Source organism: Faecalibacterium hominis (ex Afrizal et al. 2022) (genome assembly GCF_049545105.1).
Lineage (GTDB): Bacteria > Bacillota > Clostridia > Oscillospirales > Ruminococcaceae > Faecalibacterium > Faecalibacterium duncaniae.
In genome coordinates this window covers 1,139,658-1,164,686 of sequence record NZ_CP186860.1, presented here as the reverse complement: position 1 = coordinate 1,164,686, position 25,029 = coordinate 1,139,658, and the positions used below count along the sequence as shown (strand labels likewise).

The 25,029-nt window shown below is 49.7% G+C and carries 32 protein-coding genes and 2 pseudogenes; 3 read left to right on the top strand and 31 right to left on the bottom strand.

The genetic code is table 11. The annotated features are described in order from the left end of the window. Position 1 precedes the first annotated feature (1 nt). The 14 genes and pseudogenes from ACKXGA_RS05560 to ACKXGA_RS05495 form a co-directional block, all read right to left on the bottom strand. Entirely contained in the window at positions 2–1,735 is a 1,734-nt protein-coding gene (locus tag ACKXGA_RS05560; RefSeq protein WP_117477593.1) for a C40 family peptidase, read from the bottom strand. After that, positions 1,732–4,125: a VirB4-like conjugal transfer ATPase, CD1110 family gene (locus tag ACKXGA_RS05555; RefSeq protein WP_423730256.1), complete on the bottom strand. Its 2,394-nt coding sequence runs from the start codon at positions 4,123–4,125 to the stop codon at positions 1,732–1,734. The genes ACKXGA_RS05560 and ACKXGA_RS05555 overlap by 4 nt, the downstream gene beginning before the upstream one ends. Then, positions 4,097–4,462, bottom strand: coding sequence for a PrgI family protein (locus ACKXGA_RS05550; protein WP_117506352.1), 366 nt, complete (start codon positions 4,460–4,462; stop codon positions 4,097–4,099). The genes ACKXGA_RS05555 and ACKXGA_RS05550 overlap by 29 nt, the downstream gene beginning before the upstream one ends. Before the next feature lie 13 nt (positions 4,463–4,475). Continuing rightward, the gene (locus tag ACKXGA_RS05545) at positions 4,476–5,342 is read right to left on the bottom strand and encodes a VirB6/TrbL-like conjugal transfer protein, CD1112 family (RefSeq protein WP_117506353.1); all 867 of its coding nucleotides are present in this window, start codon (positions 5,340–5,342) and stop codon (positions 4,476–4,478) included. 327 nt (positions 5,343–5,669) lie between these two features. Then, on the bottom strand, positions 5,670–6,047 hold the full coding sequence (locus ACKXGA_RS05540; protein ID WP_133303651.1) for a hypothetical protein: 378 nt from the start codon (positions 6,045–6,047) through the stop codon (positions 5,670–5,672). 15 nt (positions 6,048–6,062) lie between these two features. Further along, positions 6,063–6,506, bottom strand: a complete 444-nt coding sequence (locus ACKXGA_RS05535) for a hypothetical protein (RefSeq protein WP_015565208.1) — start codon at positions 6,504–6,506, stop codon at positions 6,063–6,065. After that, complete coding sequence (locus tag ACKXGA_RS05530) at positions 6,484–6,966, bottom strand: DUF3990 domain-containing protein (protein WP_117477590.1); 483 nt, start codon at positions 6,964–6,966, stop codon at positions 6,484–6,486. Before ACKXGA_RS05530 ends, ACKXGA_RS05535 begins: the two co-directional genes overlap by 23 nt. Before the next feature lie 85 nt (positions 6,967–7,051). Then, complete coding sequence (locus ACKXGA_RS05525; RefSeq protein WP_055186938.1) at positions 7,052–7,267, bottom strand: Maff2 family mobile element protein; 216 nt, start codon at positions 7,265–7,267, stop codon at positions 7,052–7,054. Positions 7,268–7,408: 141 nt separating this feature from the next. After that, positions 7,409–8,236: pseudogene (locus tag ACKXGA_RS05520) on the bottom strand (VirD4-like conjugal transfer protein, CD1115 family); the annotation flags it as partial. An 86-nt stretch (positions 8,237–8,322) separates the two neighbouring features. Next, complete coding sequence (locus ACKXGA_RS05515; RefSeq protein WP_097784680.1) at positions 8,323–8,688, bottom strand: hypothetical protein; 366 nt, start codon at positions 8,686–8,688, stop codon at positions 8,323–8,325. A gap of 77 nt (positions 8,689–8,765) precedes the next feature. Continuing rightward, complete coding sequence (locus tag ACKXGA_RS05510; RefSeq protein WP_112091010.1) at positions 8,766–8,960, bottom strand: transposon-encoded TnpW family protein; 195 nt, start codon at positions 8,958–8,960, stop codon at positions 8,766–8,768. A 43-nt stretch (positions 8,961–9,003) separates the two neighbouring features. Next, the gene (locus ACKXGA_RS05505) at positions 9,004–9,867 is read right to left on the bottom strand and encodes an ATP-binding protein (RefSeq protein ID WP_112091011.1); all 864 of its coding nucleotides are present in this window, start codon (positions 9,865–9,867) and stop codon (positions 9,004–9,006) included. Then, positions 9,864–10,598 carry a phage replisome organizer N-terminal domain-containing protein gene (locus ACKXGA_RS05500; protein WP_112091012.1) on the bottom strand — a complete coding sequence of 245 codons (735 nt, stop codon included), beginning with the start codon at positions 10,596–10,598 and terminating at the stop codon, positions 9,864–9,866. The genes ACKXGA_RS05505 and ACKXGA_RS05500 overlap by 4 nt, the downstream gene beginning before the upstream one ends. A gap of 113 nt (positions 10,599–10,711) precedes the next feature. Next, a complete protein-coding gene (locus tag ACKXGA_RS05495) occupies positions 10,712–11,110 on the bottom strand; it encodes a cysteine-rich VLP domain-containing protein (RefSeq protein WP_055153539.1) in 399 nt (132 codons plus the stop codon). Between the two features lie 126 nt (positions 11,111–11,236). Here ACKXGA_RS05495 and ACKXGA_RS05490 point away from each other — a divergent pair, with 126 nt between their 5' ends. Together ACKXGA_RS05490 and ACKXGA_RS05485 are read left to right on the top strand one after the other, a co-directional pair. Then, a complete protein-coding gene (locus ACKXGA_RS05490) occupies positions 11,237–11,515 on the top strand; it encodes a type II toxin-antitoxin system RelB/DinJ family antitoxin (RefSeq protein ID WP_005924829.1) in 279 nt (92 codons plus the stop codon). Then, positions 11,512–11,802, top strand: a complete 291-nt coding sequence (locus tag ACKXGA_RS05485; protein WP_002596328.1) for a type II toxin-antitoxin system YafQ family toxin — start codon at positions 11,512–11,514, stop codon at positions 11,800–11,802. The genes ACKXGA_RS05490 and ACKXGA_RS05485 overlap by 4 nt, the downstream gene beginning before the upstream one ends. A gap of 107 nt (positions 11,803–11,909) precedes the next feature. Here the strand turns inward: ACKXGA_RS05485 and mobQ are convergent, their stop codons facing one another. The 10 genes from mobQ to ACKXGA_RS05435 all read right to left on the bottom strand — a co-directional run bounded on the left by mobQ (position 11,910) and on the right by ACKXGA_RS05435 (position 19,229). Further along, complete coding sequence (gene mobQ, locus ACKXGA_RS05480; protein ID WP_112091013.1) at positions 11,910–13,355, bottom strand: MobQ family relaxase; 1,446 nt, start codon at positions 13,353–13,355, stop codon at positions 11,910–11,912. Positions 13,356–13,541: 186 nt separating this feature from the next. Then, positions 13,542–13,832 (bottom strand): DUF3847 domain-containing protein, encoded by a 291-nt coding sequence (locus ACKXGA_RS05475; protein WP_112091014.1) that lies wholly within the window; start codon positions 13,830–13,832, stop codon positions 13,542–13,544. Positions 13,833–13,860: 28 nt separating this feature from the next. Continuing rightward, the gene (locus ACKXGA_RS05470; protein WP_009296689.1) at positions 13,861–14,322 is read right to left on the bottom strand and encodes an RNA polymerase sigma factor; all 462 of its coding nucleotides are present in this window, start codon (positions 14,320–14,322) and stop codon (positions 13,861–13,863) included. Between the two features lie 10 nt (positions 14,323–14,332). Continuing rightward, entirely contained in the window at positions 14,333–14,785 is a 453-nt protein-coding gene (locus ACKXGA_RS05465; protein ID WP_112091015.1) for an RNA polymerase subunit sigma-24, read from the bottom strand. A 103-nt stretch (positions 14,786–14,888) separates the two neighbouring features. Then, a complete protein-coding gene (locus ACKXGA_RS05460; protein ID WP_112091016.1) occupies positions 14,889–15,302 on the bottom strand; it encodes an RNA polymerase sigma factor in 414 nt (137 codons plus the stop codon). A 527-nt stretch (positions 15,303–15,829) separates the two neighbouring features. Beyond that, positions 15,830–16,003 (bottom strand): cysteine-rich KTR domain-containing protein, encoded by a 174-nt coding sequence (locus ACKXGA_RS05455; protein ID WP_081026450.1) that lies wholly within the window; start codon positions 16,001–16,003, stop codon positions 15,830–15,832. Between the two features lie 5 nt (positions 16,004–16,008). After that, positions 16,009–17,115 (bottom strand): hypothetical protein, encoded by a 1,107-nt coding sequence (locus ACKXGA_RS05450; RefSeq protein ID WP_423730255.1) that lies wholly within the window; start codon positions 17,113–17,115, stop codon positions 16,009–16,011. Further along, positions 17,108–17,983, bottom strand: coding sequence for an ABC transporter ATP-binding protein (locus tag ACKXGA_RS05445; protein ID WP_112091018.1), 876 nt, complete (start codon positions 17,981–17,983; stop codon positions 17,108–17,110). The genes ACKXGA_RS05450 and ACKXGA_RS05445 overlap by 8 nt, the downstream gene beginning before the upstream one ends. After that, complete coding sequence (locus tag ACKXGA_RS05440) at positions 17,968–18,741, bottom strand: hypothetical protein (protein ID WP_112091019.1); 774 nt, start codon at positions 18,739–18,741, stop codon at positions 17,968–17,970. The genes ACKXGA_RS05445 and ACKXGA_RS05440 overlap by 16 nt, the downstream gene beginning before the upstream one ends. Beyond that, entirely contained in the window at positions 18,738–19,229 is a 492-nt protein-coding gene (locus tag ACKXGA_RS05435) for an RNA polymerase sigma factor (RefSeq protein ID WP_278320366.1), read from the bottom strand. Before ACKXGA_RS05435 ends, ACKXGA_RS05440 begins: the two co-directional genes overlap by 4 nt. Positions 19,230–19,521: 292 nt before the next feature. Between ACKXGA_RS05435 and ACKXGA_RS05430 the strand changes: the two genes are divergently transcribed. Next, a complete protein-coding gene (locus ACKXGA_RS05430; protein WP_112091022.1) occupies positions 19,522–19,890 on the top strand; it encodes a helix-turn-helix transcriptional regulator in 369 nt (122 codons plus the stop codon). A gap of 27 nt (positions 19,891–19,917) precedes the next feature. Here the strand turns inward: ACKXGA_RS05430 and ACKXGA_RS05425 are convergent, their stop codons facing one another. The 7 genes and pseudogenes from ACKXGA_RS05425 to ACKXGA_RS05395 form a co-directional block, all read right to left on the bottom strand. Continuing rightward, entirely contained in the window at positions 19,918–20,217 is a 300-nt protein-coding gene (locus ACKXGA_RS05425) for a hypothetical protein (RefSeq protein WP_112091023.1), read from the bottom strand. Positions 20,218–20,233: 16 nt separating this feature from the next. Continuing rightward, the gene (locus tag ACKXGA_RS05420; RefSeq protein WP_112091024.1) at positions 20,234–20,587 is read right to left on the bottom strand and encodes a TnpV protein; all 354 of its coding nucleotides are present in this window, start codon (positions 20,585–20,587) and stop codon (positions 20,234–20,236) included. A 26-nt stretch (positions 20,588–20,613) separates the two neighbouring features. After that, positions 20,614–22,494, bottom strand: coding sequence for a recombinase family protein (locus ACKXGA_RS05415; RefSeq protein ID WP_112091025.1), 1,881 nt, complete (start codon positions 22,492–22,494; stop codon positions 20,614–20,616). Positions 22,495–22,584: 90 nt separating this feature from the next. After that, a pseudogene (locus ACKXGA_RS05410) lies at positions 22,585–23,538 on the bottom strand (type IV secretory system conjugative DNA transfer family protein); the annotation flags it as partial. Continuing rightward, complete coding sequence (locus ACKXGA_RS05405) at positions 23,535–23,999, bottom strand: PcfB family protein (RefSeq protein ID WP_423730254.1); 465 nt, start codon at positions 23,997–23,999, stop codon at positions 23,535–23,537. The pseudogene ACKXGA_RS05410 and the gene ACKXGA_RS05405, both read right to left, overlap by 4 nt. Positions 24,000–24,023: 24 nt before the next feature. Next, the gene (locus ACKXGA_RS05400) at positions 24,024–24,461 is read right to left on the bottom strand and encodes a DUF3846 domain-containing protein (RefSeq protein ID WP_423730385.1); all 438 of its coding nucleotides are present in this window, start codon (positions 24,459–24,461) and stop codon (positions 24,024–24,026) included. Between the two features lie 126 nt (positions 24,462–24,587). Continuing rightward, the gene (locus ACKXGA_RS05395) at positions 24,588–25,010 is read right to left on the bottom strand and encodes a hypothetical protein (RefSeq protein WP_270565494.1); all 423 of its coding nucleotides are present in this window, start codon (positions 25,008–25,010) and stop codon (positions 24,588–24,590) included. Positions 25,011–25,029: the final 19 nt, after the last annotated feature.

Here is a 25,029-nt window from a genome sequence, read left to right as displayed (position 1 = left end):
ATCATTTTGAAAGCCGTCCGAACCCGGCGAGATGCTTCTCCCAGTAGGACGAGTGAATGTTTGCGTACTTGATGGGGTCTCCGGCACTGACCATCATGCCGTTGCCGAGATAGATTCCAGTATGGCTCATGCCGGGGGTGTCATAGGTGCCTTTGAAGAAAACCAGATCACCGGGCTTTGCATCGGCTTCGGAGATGTGCTGGCTCTTGTTCCACAGACCGTTGGCGGTAGTGCGCCCTACATCGTAGCCGTTCTGGTTGTACACCCAGCAGACATAGCCGCTGCAATCAAAACCGGTTTCCGGGGTAGAGCCGCCCCAGACGTAGGGCGTACCCACATACTTTTGCGCCTCCTTGTAGATGGCGGCAAATTCGCTGTCCGTCAGGGCTTCTGCCGGAACCTGATAATCAATACCGGGTGTGCCGGAGCCATCGGAGCCACCGGGCGGCAGTCCGCCGTTGAACAGATACGGTCTGCCGCCCAAGGTGTCCTGAAAGATCTCGTAGCGTTTCCATTGGTCGTTGTCCAGTTCCTCCCGGATGACCACCTCCAAGCCACGGTTCACCAACTTGGTGTGGAAAATCTTGTACTCATACGGCACTTGGGTAGGAACAGGGATACCTGCCGGACTGATGACCCAGACCGTCTTATACCGAATCTGCACCTCCACCCATGTGGTCAGCTTGTACTGCTTTTTGAAGGTCTCCTTCAGCTTGCCCTGCACTTCCGACCGGGTGTAATCATCATACAGAGTGGTCAGGAATGAAGTGAGCTGCCACGGGTCGTGTTCAATGGGGTCAAGGTGGTACTGGTACTCGTTGTAGCCGGGGTGGTCGGTGGGGGTGCGCTTGATCTTTTTATCCAGTTCCTTTTCCAGCTTTTTGTAGTCCTGCTCTGCACCCCAGATGTCCCGATCCTCGGCAGAGTATATGGTCTGCCCGGACACCTGTGTGCCGCCCGAAAAGAGGATACCGCAGGAGGAAAAGCCCGACATCACCATGAGGACGAGCAAAAGAAAAACGCCCACAATCACCAGAACGTGTGCGTTGCCTTTTGCGGCATTCACCAGCCCCTTTACGGCGGTGCTGACGGCAGTTTTGCCCTTTTCTACCGCCTGTTCCACGCCGGACCGGGCAGCAGATGCACCGTTGGATGCCGCTTTGCCACCTGCGGTCTGCGCCGCCGTACCCGACCGGGCGGCAGCATAGTAGCTCTGCCGGATGTCTTGCTTCTGCCGCCATCGGGAAAGCCAGTTGGAACCGCCCTCGCCGGTGCCGGATGCGCCTGTATCTTGTGCCGCAGTTGGCTTCTGCACGGAAGATTTTGCGTTTCTGGCACCCTTCTTGCCCTGCATCTTGGCTTTCCTCTTGAGCTTCCGGGCATAGCGGCTCTTGGAAATATCCCGGACATTTCCTGCCGCCTTTTCGCCCTCGCTCAGCGCCTGCGTGCCCACATTGTCATCCTCGTACTGGTCAACTTCGTGATGCGCCGCAGACCGGGCGGCATGGGCAGCGTACATCTCTCGCTTCTGCGCCTTACTCAACCGGCTCAGTTCGTCCGGGGTCAGTTCCGCCTTGCCAAACCGCAGATGCTGTGCCTTTTCCGCAGCTTTATCTGCATCGGTTTTCAGCTTTTTCTTTTTGGGCACCGTCTGCTCTACCTTGGCTTTTTTCGGGGGAGAACGGGTCTTTTTGGTAGACGATTCCTCTTTGATGTTCAGTTTCGGTTCACTCATTTCTGCGCGCCCTCCGAGACTTCACCCAACTTGGTGGTCATAATGCGGTAGAGTTCCAGATCGGTGGGGAAACGGTCCACAAACGGCAGAATGACATTGCCGAAAAACAGCAGCCCCTCGCCCTCGCCGGAGTGGGTCACGTAGGAAAGCTGATGGGGCGAAATATTGAGCTGCTTTGCGAGGATTTGCCGGTCTCCTGCCGCCTGATTCAGCATGATGATCATGTCGCTGTTCTCGAAAATATTCTCGACTTCACGGGAAGAAAGCAGGTCTTTCACGTTCTGGGTCAGCCCTGTGGGAATGCCGCCCCACTTGCGGAAACGCTTCCAGATTTCCACGGAATAAGCGGCGGTCTGCTCCTCTTTTAAGAGGAGGTGCATCTCGTCCATATAATACCGGGTGGACTTGCCGCTGCTGCGGTTTGCCGTGACACGCCCCCACACCTGATCCTGCACAATGAGCATACCGAGCTTCTTCATCTGCTTGCCCAGCTCCTTGATGTCGTAGCAGACGATGCGGTTATTGACGTTCACATTCGTGCGGTGGTTGAACAGGTTCAGACTGCCCTTGACGTAGATCTCCAGAGCCGTGGCAACATGGTGGGCTTCTTTTTCGTCCTGTTGGAGCAGGGCATTGTACAAGTCCTCAAGGATGGGCATATTCTCCGGGCAGGGGTCCGCAAAATATTTGCGGTAAATCAGATGCACACAGCGGTCAATGACGGTTTTCTCCACCGGCAGCAGCCCTTCCTTGCCGCCCACCACCAGTTCGCACAGGGAAAGGATAAAGTCTGCTTTCAGGGACAGGGGATTATCTTCCTCGGAGTAGTTGGCATTGATGTCCATCGGATTGATGAACTGGGTGCTGTTGGGCGAGATTTTGATGACCTGACCTTTCAGCCGATTCACCAGCGGGGAGTATTCGCCTTCGGGATCGTTCACAATAATATCATCATCCGTCACCAGAAAGGCGTTTGCAATTTCACGCTTTGCTGAGAAACTTTTGCCGGAGCCGGGAGTACCCAAAATCAGGCCATTGGGGTTCTTCAACTTCTTCCGGTCCACCATGATAAGGTTGTTGGACAGGGCGTTCAGGCCGTAATACAGGCTTTCTTTGCCAGACTGGTACAATTCCTGTGTGGTAAAGGGGATGAAGATGGCAGTGCTGCTGGTGGTCAGTCCCCGCTGAATCTCAATCTGGTTATCCGCCAGCGGCAGACTGCTCATCAAGCCCTGCTCCTGCTGGAAATCAAGGCGGCACAGGTTGCAGTTGTGCTTCTGGGCGATGGAGCTAGCCTGAAAGACGTTGTTTTCCAGCTCCTGCTCCGTGTGCCCGGTGTTCAACACCAGAAAAGTGACGAGGAACATCCGCTCGTTCTGGCTCTGCAACTCTTTGAGCAGGGCTTTCGCATCCCGTCCGTAAGTTGCCAAATCGGACGGGATGATGTCAATATCATACCCGGCACGGATTGCTTTTTTCTGCTCCTCAATCTTGCTGCGGTCCAGTTCCGTGATGGTGCGCTTCACCGTCTTGATGGCTTTGTTCTGGTCAACAGACTGGATGTGCATCGTAACGATCTGGGAAGAATCCATATCCAGAAAATCCTTCAAAAGCTGGTCGCTGATGTCGGATGCCGTGATGCTCAGAAAGCTGGCGGCGCAAAAGATACCTCCCATCTGGAAGGAGCGGCTGTTCTTGAACGCAAAGGCGGTAGGCGCAATGGCATCCTTCACGGAAAGCCCGCTTTTCACAAGGTCTTTCCAGTCAAAGTGAAACTTGCTTGCACCGTCCATGTTGAACATATCGTGCATGAGTTTCAGCCGCTGGGCACCGTTCAGGGGCTTTGCCTGCACACCCAGCCGATGAAAATTATTCAGCAGGTCATTCTGGATGTGGTCGAGCCGGGGCTTGACCTGCGCCATGCTTTCGCCCTCCACACCAAAGGTGATGAATTTGGTCTTGGTCAGACCATTATTGCCCTTGGCAAGCTGCTGGCGCAGCATCTGGCTGTACTCCGCACGCACATCGTCAAAGCCGTCCTTCTGGAACGGGATGCGGATGCTCTTTTCAAACTCGGTGCTGTCGGTTGCCATGTTCACAAAGGACAGCTCAAATTTGATGCTGGAATCGAAAAAATTCAGAAAACTGCACCATTCCTCGAAAATGGCGGTCTTGTCCTCCTGCTGGGCAAGCTGGTAGTTGATGTCCTGATACTGGATGGTACGAGTGTAATAGTTGGGCTTCACCCTGCAGGTGCCATCCTCAAACATCCGCTGCATGGGGATGGACTGCTGGGCGGTTCGGGGCATAGCAGGCTTTGCGTTCTGCCTGCGCTTCTGCGCAGACTGCGGCTTGCTGTGCTTACCGGTCTTTTTCCAAAACGGGATCATGGGTCATGCCTCCCTTCATCAAAATCGCATAGTAATTGTTAGTCTTGTAGGGGCGGATCTTCGGGCGGACAAACCGGGACTGCACATAGTACGACAGCAGCTTTTCCAAAGGCTGGCCGTTCTTTTCGTACATCCCAAGGAAGAACGCCGGCAGCATCACCGCCATCATACCGAGGGTGGCAGCAGTGTTGCCGCCGGAATCCCGGAGAACAAAAAACAGCGGCACTCCAATGAGAGCCGCTGTGCCAAAGCAGACAAGCTGCCGTTTGGTCAGGTTGAACGCCACTTTGGATTTGACCTTGGTCAAATCGCGGGGAACGGAAATATACGCAGCCAATCAAACACCTCCTTTAGTGCGCTCCGAGGACGGATTTCGTCACCGAGCTGGTCTTGAACAGGCTGAAACAGAGCAGAACGGTGTAGCCCACAATGCTCCAAATGGAGTTGATGGCATCCCCGGAAATCGCTACCGACTGTATCAGCACGGCGTAAATCGCCACGCAGATGAGGATGAGAAAGCCCTGAAAACCCAGTGCAAACAGGCATTTCAGATAGTTCTGCCCCATGTGGCTCTGCTCGTGGTTGCCGAAGGTCGCCATGGGGATGGGCGCAAGGCTCACCATGCAGTAAATTTCAATCATTCTTCCGTAGACGATGACGAAAATCACGATGGACAGGATGCGCATGGTAATGCCGATGAAGAAGGACTGCAAAAACAGCCCGAACAGGGGGCCGACATCCATCTGCATCAGGCTGGATTGCAGCATGGACAAGCCAATGTCGTTGACACGGGTATTTCCGGCAATGATGCTGCTGGAATCGGATACCACCTTTTGGGTGACATCGAACACCGCCATCACGATGTCAAAAGTATTGCTGATGAGCCACACCGAAATAGCAGTCTTAAAAATCCAGCGCATGATGAGGGCAGGCTCAAACTGTGCCATATTGTTGTGCTGGGTAATCATCTCGATCAGTTCGTAACAGGCGATAAAGGTCAGGATGATGCCTGCAATGGGCAGCACCACGTTCCGGGACAGCGATTCGATCATGGCGAACACCCGTGGCTCAAAGCTGGAGGGCTTGGTGCCCACCTGCTGTGCGATGTTGCCCACTTGGGTGTTCACATCATCAAACAAGCCGGAGAGATTGGACATAATGCCTGCCGTCAGGATGCCTTTGATCCAGTCGGCAATGGCTTTGAGAACGGTTTCCATTCAGTCACCGTCCTTAGCTGAAATGGTTGATAAGGGTCTTGAGGAGATTCAGGAGAAAAATAATGTGGGTCAAAAACTGCATAATAGCACCGCCTTTCATGGATGGGTGGATAAAAACGCGGCTTGGAGCACGGACATTTAATAAAACTGCAAGCTGCAGAGGGCTTTCCGCTGCTGCTCAAGCCGCCGTATGGAACAATGCCCTCATTTCATCTATCATTTTTGATTGATGAATGATAGATGAAATGATATGAGCAAACACAAAAAGTGTTCGACGGAAACAAAAAAGCCGACTGCTTTTCGGCAATCGGCAAATCATAATCAAAGCTATATAGCTGTTTTTATAAGTCGGCGAACAGGAACCTTATGATAAACATCAAGGATGCGTTTTTCTCCATTTCGCCAAAAGGGGTTCATATAATAACAATCGCATTCTTTACAATACCAAATGTATTCAGCTTCTCCGTTGATCTCTAATGTGAATGCCTTCATTTTTAGAAGCGGATGCCACGGGCAATGTTTCTGAAGCTTTTCTTTTTGACGATCAGCTTTGCAAAGTCCAAAAAGCTTACCACATTTTAGAGGGGGCGGATTAAACTTAAAACGACTATCAATGGGATTTTCTATATAATCATTGAAGTTTGATAATCCAAGTTGATTGAGAGGTCTATAATGAAGCCCTGCATTATGTTGATTTTTTGCCATTATAACAATCCTTTCTCAAGCAAGCATTTTGCCCTCCAGATAGGAGCAGCGGAGATAATCAGGATTGGTGTAGTATACGTTGGAATTGAAATCGGAGATCTCATCCGTGATAAACGACGAAAAAACATCCAGAATTGCCTGTGCAGCATCTTCATCTTTCATGGTGGACAGCACCAGCCCCTGATACAGCATTCCGATGGAGGTTGCAGAAGGGACCGTATAGCGGCACTCCGCAGCAGTATCAAAATCCCCATCCGGGATGTTGAGATCTTCAATCAGCTCATCTGAAACCTGCTCAAAGGACAGACAGTGGTTTACTTCTGCCAGCCGGAGCTGCCGTTCGATGCCGGCTTTTGTGAAGTGACGAATCACATCCTGCCGATGATTTTTGGTCTTACGGGCGATGGTCTCGATCAGGCTGCAAACGTAGAGAACATCATTTTTCTGCTTTTCGGTCATGGATGGATTCACTCCTCTCAAAGGTCAGGCAGTGCAAAGCGTTTACGGTATGAAAGCTGATCTGGTGTGTTGGATGCTTGAACTTCGCCAATGCCCAAAATGCTTCACGGCTGATCTGCCCGGACGTAAATCCATTGACATAGTCCCAGATGGTGTCATCTGCCATGGGACCCTCCACAATATCATAGGGATGGGTTTCGCCTGCACGACATTTTGCAATGAAATCCAGCCATTCGTCCGACATTTCAGGGAAACGCAGGATTTTCAGGTCAGGATTCTCTACATAGCGATAGACGTTCACAATACCATCGGCAGAACGGCGGTCTGCCCAGCGGTAGGCTTGTTGATAGCTGTTCGTGCAGTAGAATCCCCAAGAAAAGTCCTTTGTATACCGTGTGATGCGGATTTCGGGATAGACAACTTCTTCTTTACTGCCATGATACAATAAAATCTCGCTCATCTGATTCACCTTCTGTATGTGAGATCGTTACTATGGCTTTCCTTATTATAAATATGTACCGGGCGGCAATCGCCGCCCGCTGTTCTTAACCGAACAGACCGCTCAGCAGGGGAATCAGGGTAATGCCCACCAGAGCAACGCCGCCGCCAGCCATGAGCTGCTTCATGCCCTGACTCTTGCTGCCGGGGTTGTCGTTACCATAACCTTCCAGCAGGTTGATGGCACCCCAAACGCCGAGACCGGCACCCAGAGCGACAACCAGAGTCTGAAGAACTTCGATAGCAGAGTTGAAGAATTCCATAGTCTTTTCTCCTTTATTATAAAGCGTTTCCGGTCGTTTGTACACACCCGAAATCTTGTAGTTTTACGTTGCATAACCGCAGCAAGGCTGATTTTCTGGTGCACCTTTCTGACCGGGATAAAAATAAAACCGCCTACCGGGTCAGGCAGACGGGAGCGAATCAGCATCCACCACGATGAACTCATCTCCGGGTTGGATTTTTTCTTTGCGGTTCAGATATTTTTCAATATCGAAGGTGTTTTTGGGGTCGTAGTCCGAGGTCAGCTTGTAGTTAGGGTGCTGGGTCAGGTCGTACTTGTCGCTCAAAAACGGTCTGACGCCACGCAACTGCAAAATACACTTGCCGCCGTCCAGCACCGCCAGCTCGTCCCGGCTCAACAATTCGTGGCCCATCTTTTGGAACGTAGTGCCGTAACTGGGGCTATTGCCACGGGTGTCTGAGGTGTTGAAGGCGTCGATGGTCTCCTTGCCCAGCATCTCGGACAAGTCTTTCAGGGTGGTCGGCTCACTGCCGCCGAGGAAAATCTGGCTGTCCATGTTGCCCACAATGGTATCCGCGTTATCCTTGTAAATGGCTTTCAACTGGCTTCTCGCCTGCAAAACAAGGCAGGCGGAGATCTCACGGCTGCGGATGGTGGCCACCAGCTTTTCCAGATTGGGAATCTGCCCGATGTTGGCGCACTCGTCGATGAGACACCGTACATGAACGGGCAGCTTGCCGCCGTATACATCATCTGCCTTGTCGCACAGCAGATTGAAAAGCTGGGTGTAGACCATGCTGATGAGGAAGTTGAAGGTGCTGTCCGTATCGCTCATGATGAGGAACAATGCCGTTTTCTTATCGCCCAGCGTGTCCAGTTGCAGCTCATCGTACATAGTGAGGTCACGCAGCTCTTGGATGTCGAAGGGGGCTAATCTGGCACCACAGGAAATGAGGATGGATTTTGCGGTCTTGCCAGAGACAAATTGTCAAGGACTTTTTAATCAAATTCACAAAAAATCTACAAAAAAGGTGCCAGAAGCGCTATATGGCTCCTGACACCTCGTTTGATAGATTACATTTTTCTGTTCAGCAGGTCTTTGCAGAGATACGCATAGTCTGGCAGCTGGTTGATATATGGCTCCCAGCGCCGCTTGATTTCGGCCAATTCCAGCGGATCGGCTGCTTCCAGCGCGTGATCGTTGCCCGTCATATACAAAACATCCGTAGCAACATCATCCAAACACCTGCTGCAAAGATCGGCGGCTGATTCGATTCTGATACCGGTATCCACATAGACTGGATTGACGCCAATCGTCAGCCAGACATAGCCTACCTTGTCCGACCAGAGCAGTTCAAAATCAGGGCTTTGCCGCAGATGTTCCGCAAAGACCTCCTTTACTCGTTCAATTTCATGCTTCTCTTTTTCTGTGTAAAGCATTTTCGTGTCCTCCTTGACAAAAATTTTGGTGCGTACCATCATCAGTTTAGCACAAGGCGGCTTCGTTTATCAGTCTGTCACATTTGCTGAATTTCATTTTTGAGCATACGCTTGATTTTATCGCTCATGGTTTCTGTGCTGGTATTGCTGAAATGGACATGAACCTTGTAGGTTGTCTTTCCGATTTTCTTTACCATCGTCGGCGTGTTTTCCGGCGCTCTGGACGCAGTAGCGGCGTCTGCCACCTGCATAGTACGGGGTTCTTTGTTCATGGCGCTCCTTTCTCCGAACGGGTCTGTGCCGCCCGGTAAAAAATCAGTCGTGCTTACTGTTTACAATGTCTTTTGCTGCCTGTCGGGTAGCACCGGCATTTTCTTCCCGGAAATTCTTCCCGTCAAAGAGAATCGGCGCACACCGTTCCAGAATACGGTCATAGATACGAGCGTGGGCCAGGTCAGGCGGGTTTTTGAGTTCGGCCAGCTTCAGGTTGGTGGTGATGATCATGGGCCTGCGGCTGCGGTAGCGGCTGTCAATGACGAAAAACATCTGCTCCATAGCATATTCGGTACTGCGCTCTACTCCCAGATCGTCAATGATAAGCAGGTCATACTCGTCAAAGCTGGCAATAAACTCCGACCTGTCCTCGGAAAACATCCCGGTCAGGCGGTTCAGAATGGTGGGAAAGTTCGTCATCAGCACCGGCACATCCTGGTCAAGCAAAGCATTTGCAATACATCCGGCGAAAAAAGACTTGCCGGTTCCCACATCTCCAAACAGCAAAAGCCCGATATTGCTCTTATATGCCTCTTTCCAGTTCTCCACATAGGCGCGGGCCTTGTCCATCAATGGGTTTTTGCCGTTGTCGTTGGCAAAGGTGTAGTCATACAGATAACGGTCTTGCAAGCCCTGTGCCTTTCGGCGTTTGATACGCTCCATGCGGCGCTGCCGTTCTTCAGCAGCCTTGCGCTGCTCCTCAGCCTCCCGCTGGCACTGGCAGATGCAGCGCGGCATAAAGTAGCCGGATTTCCCGAAGCATGGCACAACGGTCTGCCTCTGGCCGCCGCATTTCTTACAGTGAATGAGCCCGTCTGCCGGGTCTATGTACTCGTCCCCGGCCAGTTCCATACCGACGGCTGCCTTGTCGATCAGCGCCCGGATTTCTGCGGTAATCTCCATCATACGGTTTCATCCTCCTTTACGCTGTAATCACGGTTGCGGGTGGGCGGGGCCGCCTTTTTCGCGTCCTCACCGGCCCAGCGCCGGATGGTGGCGGCATGGCTCTGATACCGCTTACCGGTAGAGGCCATGTATTCGGACAGCTTTTCGATGTACTGGCCCCATACAGTGGGAAAACTGGCCTGCAAGTCTGCCAGTTCCTCGTCCGTCAGGAAAACATTCTGGTAACGGCCATAGGCGCGGGCGGAGCATCCCTTCTCTATCTCTCTCTTTATCTCTATCTCTTTCTCTAACTCTATCTCTATCTCTGGTGGACGAATGTCGGACAAATGTCCGCCGTTTGTCCGGGGCGCAGAAAGAGCCTTGTTTTGGAGCCTCGCAGCCCGCTTTCGCTCAGCCTCGGTGGAGGACTGGCCGATTAAAAGTTCGATGTTGCTCATGTAGAATGTGCCGCTGTCCAGCACTTCCACAAGGCCCAGCTTCAAAAAGATCTGCAAGGCTCTCTCCACAGTGCCGATCTGCTGGCGGGTGATGGTGGCGATCATCTGCGCCGTGTAGGGGATGTCCTCGTCAAGCTGGAGCCGCCCGCCATGTTTCAGCGATTTCAGATACAGCTTGAGCAGAATGTTGGAATACAGCACACCGTCCTGCATACTTTCCAGCAGCACGATGGAATCATCGTCAAAATAGTTTTCTTTGAGTTTCAGGTAATAATATTTTCGGTTGTCTGACATAGGGTTCCTCCTTGGGGTTTCTCTTGGGATTCTGTACGCATTTTAAGGCTATTTTAGGGGGCAGAGGATAAATCTATCAGACTGCCTTTGACACCCCCGAAAAAAGCCTTGATTTACAAGGGTTTTTCAGCCCCTAAAGCGTGACATTTCTCCCGTTGTTTCCGCTTGCGCTTTGCGGCGTTGATCCGCTTCATGCGTGCGGCACATTCCGGGCAGTATTTGGCTCGGTTGGAACCGGGGGTAAACAGCGCCCCGCATACGGAGCATTTCTTCGCATTCAGCCGGTGGAACAGTGCCGTTTCCAGTTCCTTATCCTGCGGCAATACCGCCGCCCGAAACCACCTGCACAACAGGGAGTAGGAAATAGACTGGACACAGACACATTCTTCCCCATCGTCCAGGGCGATACAGTTTCCGTCGATGTAGTTACAGCACTCATGCACCAGCCTCCGCACTCTGCGGTACTGGCGGTAATCCATGACGGGGATAGGTTCAGACTTATTGTTCTTCATAAATGATTTCTTTCATAAAGCCGGCAACCTCCTCAAATGAATTTATTATTAAATATTCGTGCAAAGTATTGTTTTCTTCGTGCAAATGGCATATACTATAATTGCCAGCAGAAAGGGGTTGATCGTATGGCTGGAAATACCACAAACATCAGTATCCGCATGGACGCAGATTTGAAAGCGCAGGCGGACGCACTGTTTACTGAACTTGGCATGAACCTGACTACGGCGTTTAACATCTTTGTGCGCCAGTCGCTTCGTGAAGGCGGCATTCCCTTTGAAGTAAGGCTGGAACAGCCGAACAAAGAAACGGTTGCTGCCATGCTGGAAGCGGAAAGGATTGCAAAAGACCCGTCTGTAAAGGGCTACAATGACCTTGACGAGTTGTTTGCTGACCTGAAAAGATGAAAGAAACCAAATATACCGTCAAGTACACGACCAGTTTCAAAAAAGACTACAAACGAGCCATCAAGCGTGGCTTGAAGATCGAGCTGCTGGAGCAGGTCGTAGCGTTGCTGGCGATGGGCGAACCGCTGCCGGATAAGAACCGTGACCATGACCTGTCCGGCGATTGGGCAGGCCATCGGGAATGTCATATTCTCCCGGACTGGCTGCTTGTCTACCGCATAGAAGATGATGTTCTGGTGCTGACGCTGGCCCGCACCGGCACACACAGCGACTTGTTCGGCAAATAAACCGACTGCCGCCGTATGGGGAAACCTGTACGGCGGTTTTTCTGTGTGCAAAAGGGTGTCGTGAAACGCGACGCACCTAAAAGGAGTACGCCAAAACGCGGTAGCCCTTACCGCTCCGGTTCCCGGTCGTGAGGTTTGTCCAGTTCCTGTCGGGACAACTGCTCGGCGGTTTTGCGGAGCCGTTCCACTGCTTTCAAATCCTCCCGCATGGCTTTCATGGCAAGCGTGTCCGTCTGCTTTCCAGCGGCCAGCTGGTCAATTTCCAGCTGCCATGCCTTTGGGGTGATTGCCTCGCCGCTGTCTTTCAGTTCTTTCAGATACCGGGCCGCTGCGTCATACAGAATCAGTTCCCGGCTGTGGCGCTGTTCAAACTGTTCCCGTTTTTCCGGCTTTACTTTGGCAAACTGCTTGTGGATGGACTTGTACTGGTTGTACTGTTTCCACATCTCCCCGCGCTCGGTAAGGGTAGTGATCCGGCGCTCGGCCTTGACGATCTTTCCCCGCAGGTCATAGTAACGGCTGTTCATATCAGCGATTTTTTCATGAAGCTGCTGCATAGACTGGATGCCGTTTGCCTGTAAAAAGCTGAATAGTGCAGCGCTTTCCTGCAAAGCCCGGATTTTGCCGGTGCGGGTGCGGGGAGCGTTCAACTGCTGCTGGGCTTCCCACAAGGCGGTCAAGCTGCTTTGCTGCGTTTGTGGTTTTTCCGCTTCGTCTTTCGACCAGAGATAAAGACGGGTAATGCGGGCTTTGATTTCTTTCAGCAGCTTGTTGTCGGCGGCGATCTGCCGGTTTACTTCACCCTTGTCGGTGCGGATGCCGCGCTTTTCCATTTGGCTGGCGGCTGGCCCCAGATGGACAGAGGGAATCTTATCAATGCCCTGCCGCTTGTAGCTGCGGTGGTCTACCAGGGCGGGATGACCGGCGGCCTCCAATGCCCGGTTGGTGCAGGCCGCCCATGCCGCCCGCCAAATCTCCACATTTCCTTTGTCGTTCCAGTCGGTGGTGTCCTCCCGGTGGTTCTTCCAGCCGCCTTTCCCGTCCGGGATACGCTGGCCGTTTTCGTCCAGGTCGTATGCCTTGCGGCACTTTGCGCCCCACTGTCCATTTTCTTTCAGAGGCCGGAGCGTCAGCATGATATGGACATGAGGGTTGCCGGTTCCCTTGTCATGGATAGCAAAGTCGGCGCACATTCCTTTGTCTACAAAGTTGTCCTTCACATAGGCACGCACAAGGGCAAGCTGCTCTTCGCCGGACAGTTCACGGGGCAGGGCTGCTTCAATCTCGCGGGCAAGCTGGCTGTCCCTTGCTTTCTCGATTTGCTCCACGCTGTTCCAGAGGATAGATCGGTCTGCAAATTCCGGCGGCGCGTGGGCAGGCAGCATGATCTCCGCATGAACGATGCCGCCTTTCCGGGTGTAGTCGTGGGTCATGCCGTCCCATTCATTTGTCAGCTTGGTTCCGCTGCGGTAAGCAGCTGCGGCAACAGCAGAACGGCCTGCGCTGCGCTTGATAATACTGACGGGGATATGACAGAAATCTATGGGTGGCACCTCCTTTCGGCGGGGATATTTCAGGCTCCGTGGAGCCGAACAAACGCGAAGCGGGTGTTTGGCTGCGCGGGGCGCACAAGGGGTTTGGGGAGTGTAGCGCCCCATCGCGGACGAAGTACGCAATGCCCCCGGCAGGGCGCACAGCACCGGCAACGGTGTATAAGTGCGCCCTTGTAAACAAGGGACTTATGGCGTGTCCCCGGATTTTGGCAGGTTTGCAGTCAATTCCGCAGCCCCCGGAAGATGGGACAGGGTAATCAGAAATGCTTTGACCTCTGCGCCGGAAAGGTCAGGAGCCAACGGGAAAATCCCCTCCAAAACGGCTCCGCGCTCAATCAGGCGGCGGGTGCGAACCCTGCGTTCTTCGTTCCACTGCTTGTTCTCCAAAATCTTCTTTCGGTTTTCAAGCTGCCGAATCTCCTTCAGGACTTTCTCCCGTTCTTCTTTTTGATGGTGGGCTGTAATTTTTTCGTTCATGTCAGGCACCTCTTTTCTTTGGAAATACTCATAGATTGACCGTCCATTTCTGTCGAGCAAAGTACCGGCGCAGCCTCCGCAGTGCGGCATGGATGGATTTTCCCGCCTGTGATGGCGTGATACCCTCCATTGCGGCAATATCTTTCACTTTCATACCCAGCATATAGCGGGCATGGACACGGCGAGCCTGCATAGGCGGCAGGGAAGAAATGGCTTCGTACAATCGCCGTATCAATTCTTCGTATTCGGCTAATTCTTCTTTTTCTATCAGGTAGTCCTCCGGCGATGGCTGCGCCCAGCCGATGGCGGCATTTTCGATTCCATCGTTACAATCGAGGGAATAAAACGCCTTATACCGGAACATCTTGCGATCTCTGGCGGCCTCGGCTCTCTTGTCCAGAAGAAACGCTTCGACGATCTCATCGGACACCTCCACAAAAATGTCCTCTTTGCAAAATGGATAATATTGTTTGAGATTGATGGTCTGCATAGGCACGCCCTCACTCTGTTTGAAAAAGGTCATCATAGCAGCGGCGCATATTCCGCAGCCCCCGGCGGATGGCAACGCTGACCTTGCTGCTGTGGACGCCCTCTCTCCGGGAGATTTCCGGCTGCTTGATACCGGCAATGTAGTAGGCGTGAACACGGCGGGCCTGTGTCGGAGTGGCATGAGCCAGAGCCACCGGCAGAGCTGCAATCAGGTGCAGGCGGGTGGTCATTTCTTCTCGTTCCAGCAAAATATCTTCCGGCGATCTGCTGTGTTCCAGCGCGTAATTTTCCAGCCAGCTGTATGCGTCCAGAGAGTAGTAGGCGCGGTGGTAGACTTTCCGACGCTCATAGTTCTCCATCTCCCGCTTGGCCTGATACATCGCTGCCCATACCTCGTCCGTAACATCCACAAACTCGTCATGCCGGTAGTGGGGATACATCCACCGCAGATTGATTGTTTTCATAGGCTTACCTCCTGAAAATCGGAGAGGATGACAGCTCGTCCGCTGTCCGCCCCTCGCTGAGATAAGGGAAATGATCCCTTTCACTTGGTAGCCAGAAAACAGGTCATTCGTTAAGCCTGTTCTCAAAGAAATTTATAAATTTTTTTCTGACCGCCTCCACACTTTGATACACAGCCACTTTGGAGCAGCCGCACAGCACACCAATCTCTGCAAGGCTCAGTCCCTCAAGCGCATAGAGCAGGAACCGGCGGCGCTGGGCCTCAGTACAGGTGTCCAGAACAGCCATCAGCTCATGCAGCGTTTCCATGTGGCAAAGATATTCTTCCGGCGTTTCTCCGTAGGCTCCTACGCCTTCGGTGGTAATGATGTACTCGTCAAACTCCCGGCCATCCCAATGCCGCCGCTGTTCATGGAACAGGTTCTCCGTTTTGTGATCGGCCCGGTCAAGAAATTCATAGACTTCCAGCGTGACCTCCACGGCCACAGCTTGTCCGTTATAATTGATGGTAACTTCCATCTGCCTTTCCTCCATTCAGATTTTTTCGGGAAAATCTGAATGGGGCAGCGGAGAACGGCACCGGGGATAAAGTTCGGGCCATGCTGGCCCGATGTTACGGCTCCACAGGGACAAAAAAGCGCCCGGACGGCATAAAGCCATACGAGCGTAATAGAGTATATTTTGCTGTTTAGTTACATGGTATAGTGCATACTTCTGACCGCATTGCTCCGCTGCTGGGAACAGGCTTTTTTTAGCTGGTGCAGGTCATGGGGACTGTGAAAAAAGGCAAAAATAGACACGGCGGCAATCCTCCTATGTGCCGCCGTGGATTTACACGGTGTTAGGTCGTCGTTGGTTTAGGGTAGACGAAAAGAAACGGCGGCTCTGATTTCTCAAAACCGCCGCCAGGGTATCTAGAGTAAGCGCACAAAATCAACCTGCCCAGCTACGGTTTTTTTCTTTCCCCATTAGGCGGGGCAGGTTTAAAAGAATATGAAAAGCCGATAACAGCAGTCATGTTAGCCTGCGTGTTATCGGCTCTGCGTCTATGCGTCTGGCTCTCTAATAACGGATATATTCAGTTGCTTTACATGAATGAGCGTTTCCTGTTTACATTTTGGACAGAACAAGGGGAAATTCCTTAATTCCGTGTCAATTCGTATTTTTATTCGGGTTTTATTATGGCATATAGGACAACTAACCCAACTTGTCTCTTTCATCAAAATTACCCCGTAACTTGATGTTTCTTTGATATATTTTTTGTTAGTCTATAAAATACGAATATCAATCCAATATTAAGGATGATCATAAAGACCGGCTGGCTCATACCGAAATATGTTTTCATATCAGAAAATATACCGTTTGCATGAAGCATAAAAATCGGGCAAATTTCCTGCATTTTTTGTAAAACAGGAAGGCTATCATTAAAATCAAACACAACTGGCAAGAAGCAGATGACGCAAGAAGTAATAAGCGCTGTAACAGGAGAACTCATTTGAGCACTTAAAAACAATGTAATAGTTGTCAAGGCTACAATCCCCAAAATATTCAATATTACAGAGATAAAGAACATTTGCAAAAAGGTCAAATTATATATTGAAGAAGCATAATGTAATGAAGATTGAATGCTTACATTCCACCCCTGTAACCCATAGGTACAGCCATACAGAACTAAATTTAGCAGTAAATACAAGAGGTATGTGCCAATTACAACTTCCAAGGCCGCTATAATTTTTGAAGTTGTGAGTTTGGTTCGGCCATACCGAGCCGAATAAATAATGCTATCTGTATGAAGTGCATACTCTTCTGAGAAAACAGGAGATAGAGTGATTACAACAATTAAACATATCATTATGGACAAGATGCTCCCCATTCCAGATAATAGCTTATCCCAGCCATCGCAATATCCTAAAGTCACAGTTGGACTATTTGGATATGCTGTTTCGAGTGACTTAAAACTACCATCAGAATTTGTCAAATATTCCAGAATCGCCGCTTGGTCACGATAAACATGAACAGCAGAAAAAGCAGAATTTTCATCTTGTCCAACAGTTGCTTGTTTTGCTTGGTCGATTTTTTCTTGCATAGTAAGTAATGTATTTTGAGAGAGTTTTCCTTCAAATATTTCTGCTACTTCCTTCCGTTGTTCAATGGCTGTAAAACCGCTTGCTAATGCCATTTTTTCAAGGTCATAATCATAGAAAACATTTTGATAATTAAATTGAAAAAAGAAAAAATAGGCAACGATAAGAACCACACCAGCTAAAAACAACATTCGTGTTTGCTTTCTCGAACATATTTTATTTCGTTCTGCTTTTATCATTTCATTCATGCTCGGATACCTCCGCAAAATAGTATAAATACAAATCTTCCAATGTTGGATCAACATTCCAAGCGGTTCTGCATGGTGCTTCTTGAGAAATAATCCTCAGCCGTTCTGCACCATTATTATGTTTCAGATTTGCTGTTACATAGTTCAATTCTAATTCTTCGGCCTCTTTTCGAGATACATCACATTCCCAAACACATTTTTCAATCGGCTTCAAAATTTCTTCTGGAGAACCATGTTGAATTAACTCGCCATTTTTCATAATCAGAATCTCATTTGCGATATATTCAACATCAGAAACAATGTGAGTGGACAAAATTACAATTTTATTTTCTGCCAAAGAACTAATCAGATTCCTAAACCGCACCCGCTCTTTCGGGTCAAGTCCAGCTGTAGGTTCATCCAAAATCAAAATACGGGGATCGTTTAGTAATGCTTGAGCAATTCCCAAGCGTTGTTTCATACCGCCGGAAAAAGTTTTGATTTTTTCGTTTTTCTGTGTGAGCAGATCAACAACCTGCAACAGCTCCATTGTGCGATTATGGGCTTTTTTAGGCGGCAGCCCCTTTATTGCAGAGATATACATCAAAAATTTATACGCTGTAAAGTTAGGATAATAGCCAAAATTTTGTGGCAGGTAGCCTAAGATATTACGATATTTCTCGCCCAAATCATGAATGTTTTTCCCGTTAAAAAAAATTGCTCCTTTCGTTTCAGTTTGGACATCGCAAATCATTCGCATCAAAGTTGTCTTGCCCGCACCATTTGCCCCGAGTAGACCATAAACACCATTTGTTAATTTTGCGCTGAAATGATTTACAGCTTTTTTTCTTCCATATTCTTTTGAAAGATCATTTATTGTAAGTTCCATATCAATTCTCCAATCATTTTTTCTTTTTTCAAGTACAGTTGAAGTGTTTTCCCTAATAGGATAATGGATAACACATAAAATCCAATCCATCCCCAGAACATAGACGCTTCAAAAATAAATCGCTGATGAAGTACAAGAGAAAATGTTCCAGAAAGAAAAATCATACAAGCAATTAAATGATACAAGCTATCGTTTGTCCTGCTTTTCGCACATATAAAAAGATAACAAGTGCAAGAAATATTAAACGGAATCAAACCATACAACACCATTTCAATCATTGATTTCTGGTAAATATATGCCATTGAAATTAAAATGACTGTTATTAGGAAAAGGTTGATTACTCCAATAATCAGCATACGACCTGCTATAATTTTTACCAGCGTTGTTCTACTAGACTGTTCAATTTCCCACATACCATAGATGTTGCTTTTAGATATTTCTATTGCACCTAATAACGCAAGGAATGGAACCATAACTGCAAGGATTGTCAATGGATAATAAAATGGAACCCTCCATTGGCCCAGGATACATGCTAATAATACTGCACATATAGTGAGTATTATTTGAATAATCCAGAAAGAAAGCGGCAGAAATTGAAGTTGGTTCAATATAATATCTCGCATTGAATTTTTATTGAATTCAGAACTATTCATGTAACTTTTTCCAGCTACGATTACTGCTTCAATTTTAGGTTCAGATGGAGCAGGCGTTTCACAACTCTGCAACCATTCTAATACACCATTTTGTTTTTGGGTCATACATTATCGCCTCCTCTAAAATCAGCCAAATATCGTTCCAGTTTTTTAATCCCCTGTTGGAGCCTAGATTTTACAGTAGAAACACTCGCTTTTGTAATGGTTGCAATCTCTCGGATTTTCAAATCATAATAAAATCGTAAAATGATGACCTCTTTTTGATAGTCCGGTAATGTGTTGATTGCATATTGAACTTGCGCTTTAAGTTCGTTAAGCTCAATTTTTTCAAAGGCATTATCAGTATCTTCTATATCTTCAAGAGTTTCTAAATCCATATACAGGGGTTTTGCTTTCTTAGTATAATTGTTACAGGTATTAACAGCAATCGTTAGCAGGTAGTTTTGAAATTTCCCTATCTTTCGTACTGATTGAATATTCTCCAACAATTTCAAGAAAACATCTTGTGTAATATCTACGGCGGTATCTGGATCGCCGTTCAATCGCCGACAACAAAATAGATAAATTGACTGATAATATTTTCGGACAATTATCTCAAATGCATCTGTGTCACCCGACTGGATTTTTTTTATTAGTATGAAATCTTCGATACCTTGTCACCGCCTTCCATGTGTAAAACGCCTTACACTTAATATACAACTGAATAACCCAAAAGGATTTAACTTTAGAATTATTTCTTTTACTTTTTTTATTTCCATTCTATTGTAATTCCTGTTCTTGAAAAATATAAGATGTAATATATGAATTATAAACTTCAACCAACCTGCATATAGCAACATTCCACGGGCAAAGTATGAATTATACAATGTAACTGGGTGATGTTATATGGCGAAAGTTGAAGATTGTCCCGGTTTTGAAACCTTTGGTGCAGATGTCAAAGCCGCACGAGAGGCAAAGCGTCTTGCACGAAAAACATTGGCAGAAATGGTTGGGATTGAATGGCGGTATCTTGCCAACATTGAGAATCAAGGTGCGATTCCGAGCTTGCCTGTGATGATCCAGTTGATTAAGGTCTGCGGACTTCCCGTAGAGCGATATTTTAACCCGGAGATCATGCGGGAAGAAAGCGATCAGCGGCAGCGGGTCAGCCACAAGCTGAAGCTCTGTCCTGAACAATACCTGACGATTATTGAAGGTGCCATAGACGGGGCGCTCAAAATGGAACAGACTGCGAAGCAGAAGGAGGACGCATAATCGCGGCCTCCTTCTGGCGTTTCTATATCAAGTTTCCCAGCATTTTTCCAAAAGTTCCCGGCATCTCTGCTGAATTTCTCCAGTTTCTGTCACAGTTAGGTCACGGTCATTTCCAGTAATCTTATCTTCCAGAAAGTTGGCGTATGTACCCAACAAAGCGTTCCGTAAATCCTCCGGGGTTTTCTGTATTTCAGCGCTGTACCAGTCATTCCGGTGGGGTTCCCATGCCATCAATGTATAACCGTGGCTGGTCTGAACCACCTCATACAGTGGATCATCATCCAGATATGCCTGAAACACTTTCAAAATCTTTTCAAAGGTCAGCATTTCCCGCACCTCCCATTCAGCTGCAAATCAGTTCCCTGATTAAAATTTCCTCAATCTGTGCCGTTAATGTGTTCATCAACCCCACCCAACGCATAGGGTCACAGGCTTTCAGTTCTTCCGTGACACCCGCAGTCTCCATCATGTGAGGCAACATGGTTTCCACACGCCCCTGTGCTGTCCGCTCAATCTCTAACAGGTGTGGATACAGCTTCTCGCTCATCAGCAGATGGTTGTAGAGAATGGGGCGATGTTCCTTTAGGTAGGATTTTCGCATTCTGCCGTACTTGCCGATAGAAGTTTCCGGCTGTTCAGAAAGTTTTAGGTTGGGTATATCATAATCTCCACAACGAATGTAAGTCAACTTACTCATATTCATTCTCCTTTGCTTCGTGATGATTAGACTGCTGCGCTGGCTGCTATGCTGCCTTTGCGCGGTTCTTCTTTTGGTAGCTGACCGATAGTAGAAAAAACACCTTTTTTCATATCCTCAGCCCGGATCAGGGCTTTCTTAGCGTCCATTTCCGCTTTTTTCTTCGCCTTGATTTTGTCCTCATACCGTTTCTGTGCACCGCTGGCTTTCCGCTTCAAATAGTTCTGATGGAGCCTGTCCTTGCGTTCTTCTTTTTTCCGCAATTCTTCCTGTTCCTCTGGAGTTAAAGGAACCGGCTGTAAGGATGGCGGGATATAGCGTCCTAAAAAATTGAAGTGGATTTCAATTTCCTGCGTGGTGTCCTGGGTGCCTTTTCGGGCGCGTTCGTGGACAAGGATTTTCTCTACAAACTCGTTGAGCATGGTGTTTGTCAGAGTGTCAAAATTCTCGTACTTATCAATCAAGGCTATAAATTTCTCCGCTGATTTCTGGCTTTGCTCGTAGCCGGTAACAGCCTTTTCCAGCTCCGCAATTTCAATCTCAAGTGCGTCCTGCTCTTTGGCATACTGTGCATCAAGTGCCCTATATCGTGCATCCGGCAGCTTGCCGAGGGCGTTGTCCTCATAGATTTTGCAAATCAGTTTTTCCAGTTCTCCGGATCTCTTTTGAGCAGCGGCCAGACGCCTGCGCTTTTTCGCTATATCGGCACTCTGTTGGGCAACCTGCGTTTCCTGAACGGCGTGAATAAATTCCGTCCGGTCATTTTTGGAATATTCAGCGATAGCCCGGAGCGTGTCAGAAACCAATGTCAGGATAGCACTCTCATTGATACGGTGTTGTGTAGGGCATAGTGTCCCACACGGAACTTTGGTATAATTGGAACAGGTATATTGAGAAATCCGCTTGCCATTGTTGGTGCGGTGGACATACATCTTGCCGCCACAATCGGCACAATAGAGCAAACCTGTGAGGGGAGCCGCTTCGCCCCAGCCGTTTGGATAACGCCGTACATTGCTGCGGATTTTCTGCACCATATCAAAGGTCTGCTGGTCGATAATGGCTTCATGGGTATTCTCAAAGATCGTCCATTCGTCCTCAGAAACATAGTGGCTTTTCTTGTCCTTAAAGTGTTTGCGGGTCTTGAAATTGATGGTATGCCCTAAATACTCTCGTTTTTTCAAAATGTTCACGATGGTAGATGATCCCCATCCATAGGGGTCTTTGACCGGCTTTGAACGGTTCACACCCTCGTTGAAGCGGGCAAGGTGTACGACAGGAATTTCAATCCGGTCTGTGGATAGTTTGCAAGCAATCTGATAAGGCCCATATCCCTCCAGCGTGAGGGAAAAGATACGGCGTACCACTTCGGCGGCTTCTTCATCTACCAGCCAATGCTCCCGCTTTTCGTCCCATAAGTAGCCGTAAATCACGGTGCCTGTCAGGTGCTTACCACTCATGCCTTTTGACTTAAACACAGAGCGGATTTTCCGGCTGGTATCACGGGCGTAAAATTCATTCATGATGTTGCGGAACGGGGTAAAATCGTCATCACCTTTCAGACTGTCTACACCGTCGTTGATGGCAATCAGACGAACACCACGCTGCCGCAAAACCTCCATAACCTGACCGACCTTCAGATAGTCGCGTCCTAACCGGCTCATGTCCTTGATGACGATTGCCTCTACACGCCCTGCCTCCACTTCCTCCATCATCGCCAAAAATCCGGGGCGGTCAAACCGGGTGCCTGAGATACCGTCATCTGTAAAATGCGTAGGATTTGGCAGCCCGTTCCGGCGAGCAAAATCCTCCAACATCTGTTTTTGGTTGGATATGGAATTGCTCTCGCCCTGTAACTCATCGTCCCGGCTCAGGCGCTCGTACAGTGGGGTGATTTTTTCGTTTCTCATAGCTGTACCTCCTGAAACAAAAATGCTCTAAGTGATTGCTTCACTAACCATGACAAAATCATGATTAAGAAGTCACTTAGAGCATATATCACCGGCAGCCAGCTTGTAAAGTTTGTACTGCCGCCCGGCAAAGGAATTGGGCTTCTTTTTCGCCAGTTCTTCAAACAGCAGATCCACCGGGTTCTGATATTCCTCGTCATCCTCCAGCACCTGCATGGTGTTGAGCATTTCCAGCAGGGTGGCGAAATTTTGCTCCTCCACCGGGGCTTCATAATGCAGATAGGCGATCAGGGCAGTGAGCAAAAGACGTTCGCTTTTCTCCCAAAATGGGTCCCCACCGGACCCTTCGCCTTTGGTGTTGGTCATCAGGGTTGTGACCAGTTTGAGAATGTCCTTTTCGCTGTGGACATAGGCGAAGGGGTTATAGTGCATGGACTTTTTGAAGTTGATGGTGTTCAGGATTTTCAGCTTGTAACCGTTTTTCAGAAGTGCGTTCCCGCACTCGACCACGATACTACCTTTCGGGTCAGTAACCACATAGGAACTGTGACATTGTAAAAGGTTGGGCTTGAGCCAAAACCGGGTCTTGCCGCTGCCGGAACCACCCACCACCAGCACGTTTTTATTTCGGGCATTCTTAGGGTCAGGCGGACGGTTGGACATCATCAGGCGCTCTGTTTTGGTCAGAATGATATTGTCCTCAAACTTCGGAGCCATGAACGGCTCAATGTCCTTGGGCGTCCCCCATCGGGCAGAGCCATACTCCATGCCGTGGCGGTACTTCTTGGCGTTCTTGCCACGCAGATAGACCGCCAACCGTAGCCCTGCGCCGCAGCACAGGCCCACCAGCAGATCCAGAGGATGCAAGCTGGGCAGAGGATTGGAAAATGCCAGCGGGACAGTGCCCATCATGGACATGATCTTATCGCCCAGTTCTTTGCCCTCCGCAAGCCGCCATGCTTCACCGAAGTTCGTTGCCACAAGCCCCAGCAAAATATAGGGCAGATACAGCGCCAGCAGTTTTGTCAGCTTTTTCGTGGTCACAGTCCGCGCTCCTGTTCCTTGTGCCGGACTTTGCCGGGGAGTTCTGCCGCCGCCTGCACCAGTTCATGCAGTTTTGCCAGCACTGAGGGGCGTTTGTCCTTGTTCAGCAGGGATGCCGAATACTCCTTGAACGCCGAGTGAAAGGCTTCTGCGTCCGGGGCCTTGAAAAAGACCAGATACCGGGGCGGCACCTCGGAGGTGTCCTTGCGGATGGCATAGTCGATGCCGTACTTTTTGGCATAGCGTTCCAGACCACGAATGCCGGTCTTGCTGATCTCCACGCTGGACACGCCCCGGTTTTGCCGCAACAGGGTGCGGACACTTTGCTTACCTTGGGATGTTTTGGACTGGTACAGCCGAAACGCCGCCTTTACCGCCCGGAGGACAGTCCGGGCGGACAGCTTTGTGGTGGAGATCATAATGTTGAATGACTTCTGTTCGATTTCTTCCTGCACTGCCATCACCTCCCGTGCAGCAGGGTGATTTTAGCGGTCATGCTCTGCCGGGGGCTTGGTGCGGGGCTTTTCTGCAGGGGGTTCATCGGGCACCGGCAGTACCAACAGACGGTTGCCCAGTTTCAGAAAGGCTTCCGGCTGATGGAAAAGCTGCTCGTACTTCTGCGCCAGTTCCGGGGTCAGGGATGCGAAATCCTCCTCGCCCAGACCCACCACCAGAAAGTCTCCGGCAACGGCATCGTACATCTGCCCGTTTTTATCCCGCAGGGCACGGTTCAAGGGCAGACCCATGAGCTTGCCGTCATCGTTATAAACGATGGCAACCGGGTCTTCAAACGGATAGCTTGCGCCGATGGAGCCGCCCACCGCCTGCTGCAAGGCTTTCAGGTCGTTATCGATCTCGACCTGCTGCGGATACTGTCCCGGTGCAATTTTCAGCACCGACAGGGTGTTCTCTTCCATGTGAATCCTCCTTTCCGTTCAGCCCAATTTCGCCGCTTCGTGCCGCCTGCATCAGAGCCGCCACGAAGAAACCGAAAAAGGCACCAGCCTCAAAAAATGCGATACCGATAAAAAAGTTCAGCATGGCACACCTCACTCCATGCAGATGCAGGGCAGCTTCTGGTCGTCTGCCATCAAGGTGATGCTGTGGCTTTCCAGATACTTCTGGAACAGGTAGACCTCATCAATGGTCAGCGAGATGACCTCGCCGTCCATGTTGGTGCGGACCAGAATCACCGGACCGGTCAGGTAGTGCTTGCCGCCCATCTTCAGCACCTGTGCCGGGTTGTAGCAGAGCAGCAGCGAGGTGTTGGGAAGGTTCAGGCAGGCATCGTCCTCCTCAAAGCAGGGCAGGATGTCGGGAGCCTCGTCCAGCGTGATGACGGTCAACTCCATATCCGGGGCAATGGCTGCAAGGTAGACCTCGCCGCCTCGGTTTGCCGCCAGTGCAGCGCAGATACGCACGTCAATGGTGATCTCCTCGGAGCGGATGGTGCGGGTAACGTTGTTTTTCATAGGCGTTTTCTCCTTTTGT

What these genes read in the sequence shown, in the direction of transcription:
- ACKXGA_RS05530 (WP_117477590.1), bottom strand. Translation starts at nt 6,966, where the DNA reads ATGAGCGAGATTTTATTGTATCATGGCAGTAAAGAAGAAGTTGTCTAT.
- ACKXGA_RS05540 (WP_133303651.1), bottom strand. Translation starts at nt 6,047, where the DNA reads ATGGCAAAAAATCAACATAATGCAGGGCTTCATTATAGACCTCTCAAT.
- ACKXGA_RS05500 (WP_112091012.1), bottom strand. Translation starts at nt 10,598, where the DNA reads ATGTCAGACAACCGAAAATATTATTACCTGAAACTCAAAGAAAACTAT.
- ACKXGA_RS05455 (WP_081026450.1), bottom strand. Translation starts at nt 16,003, where the DNA reads ATGAAAGAGACAAGTTGGGTTAGTTGTCCTATATGCCATAATAAAACC.
- ACKXGA_RS05405 (WP_423730254.1), bottom strand. Translation starts at nt 23,999, where the DNA reads ATGGCAGTGCAGGAAGAAATCGAACAGAAGTCATTCAACATTATGATC.
- ACKXGA_RS05525 (WP_055186938.1), bottom strand. Translation starts at nt 7,267, where the DNA reads ATGGAATTCTTCAACTCTGCTATCGAAGTTCTTCAGACTCTGGTTGTC.
- ACKXGA_RS05505 (WP_112091011.1), bottom strand. Translation starts at nt 9,867, where the DNA reads ATGATGGAGATTACCGCAGAAATCCGGGCGCTGATCGACAAGGCAGCC.
- ACKXGA_RS05515 (WP_097784680.1), bottom strand. Translation starts at nt 8,688, where the DNA reads ATGCTTTACACAGAAAAAGAGAAGCATGAAATTGAACGAGTAAAGGAG.
- ACKXGA_RS05450 (WP_423730255.1), bottom strand. Translation starts at nt 17,115, where the DNA reads ATGAATGAAATGATAAAAGCAGAACGAAATAAAATATGTTCGAGAAAG.
- ACKXGA_RS05430 (WP_112091022.1), top strand. Translation starts at nt 19,522, where the DNA reads ATGGCGAAAGTTGAAGATTGTCCCGGTTTTGAAACCTTTGGTGCAGAT.
- ACKXGA_RS05460 (WP_112091016.1), bottom strand. Translation starts at nt 15,302, where the DNA reads ATGGAAGTTACCATCAATTATAACGGACAAGCTGTGGCCGTGGAGGTC.
- ACKXGA_RS05490 (WP_005924829.1), top strand. Translation starts at nt 11,237, where the DNA reads ATGGCTGGAAATACCACAAACATCAGTATCCGCATGGACGCAGATTTG.
- ACKXGA_RS05420 (WP_112091024.1), bottom strand. Translation starts at nt 20,587, where the DNA reads ATGAGTAAGTTGACTTACATTCGTTGTGGAGATTATGATATACCCAAC.
- ACKXGA_RS05535 (WP_015565208.1), bottom strand. Translation starts at nt 6,506, where the DNA reads ATGACCGAAAAGCAGAAAAATGATGTTCTCTACGTTTGCAGCCTGATC.
- ACKXGA_RS05395 (WP_270565494.1), bottom strand. Translation starts at nt 25,010, where the DNA reads ATGAAAAACAACGTTACCCGCACCATCCGCTCCGAGGAGATCACCATT.
- ACKXGA_RS05555 (WP_423730256.1), bottom strand. Translation starts at nt 4,125, where the DNA reads ATGATCCCGTTTTGGAAAAAGACCGGTAAGCACAGCAAGCCGCAGTCT.
- ACKXGA_RS05545 (WP_117506353.1), bottom strand. Translation starts at nt 5,342, where the DNA reads ATGGAAACCGTTCTCAAAGCCATTGCCGACTGGATCAAAGGCATCCTG.
- ACKXGA_RS05440 (WP_112091019.1), bottom strand. Translation starts at nt 18,741, where the DNA reads ATGACCCAAAAACAAAATGGTGTATTAGAATGGTTGCAGAGTTGTGAA.
- ACKXGA_RS05475 (WP_112091014.1), bottom strand. Translation starts at nt 13,832, where the DNA reads ATGAACGAAAAAATTACAGCCCACCATCAAAAAGAAGAACGGGAGAAA.
- ACKXGA_RS05510 (WP_112091010.1), bottom strand. Translation starts at nt 8,960, where the DNA reads ATGAACAAAGAACCCCGTACTATGCAGGTGGCAGACGCCGCTACTGCG.
- ACKXGA_RS05470 (WP_009296689.1), bottom strand. Translation starts at nt 14,322, where the DNA reads ATGCAGACCATCAATCTCAAACAATATTATCCATTTTGCAAAGAGGAC.
- ACKXGA_RS05560 (WP_117477593.1), bottom strand. Translation starts at nt 1,735, where the DNA reads ATGAGTGAACCGAAACTGAACATCAAAGAGGAATCGTCTACCAAAAAG.
- ACKXGA_RS05465 (WP_112091015.1), bottom strand. Translation starts at nt 14,785, where the DNA reads ATGAAAACAATCAATCTGCGGTGGATGTATCCCCACTACCGGCATGAC.
- ACKXGA_RS05415 (WP_112091025.1), bottom strand. Translation starts at nt 22,494, where the DNA reads ATGAGAAACGAAAAAATCACCCCACTGTACGAGCGCCTGAGCCGGGAC.
- ACKXGA_RS05495 (WP_055153539.1), bottom strand. Translation starts at nt 11,110, where the DNA reads ATGAAGAACAATAAGTCTGAACCTATCCCCGTCATGGATTACCGCCAG.
- ACKXGA_RS05445 (WP_112091018.1), bottom strand. Translation starts at nt 17,983, where the DNA reads ATGGAACTTACAATAAATGATCTTTCAAAAGAATATGGAAGAAAAAAA.
- ACKXGA_RS05485 (WP_002596328.1), top strand. Translation starts at nt 11,512, where the DNA reads ATGAAAGAAACCAAATATACCGTCAAGTACACGACCAGTTTCAAAAAA.
- ACKXGA_RS05425 (WP_112091023.1), bottom strand. Translation starts at nt 20,217, where the DNA reads ATGCTGACCTTTGAAAAGATTTTGAAAGTGTTTCAGGCATATCTGGAT.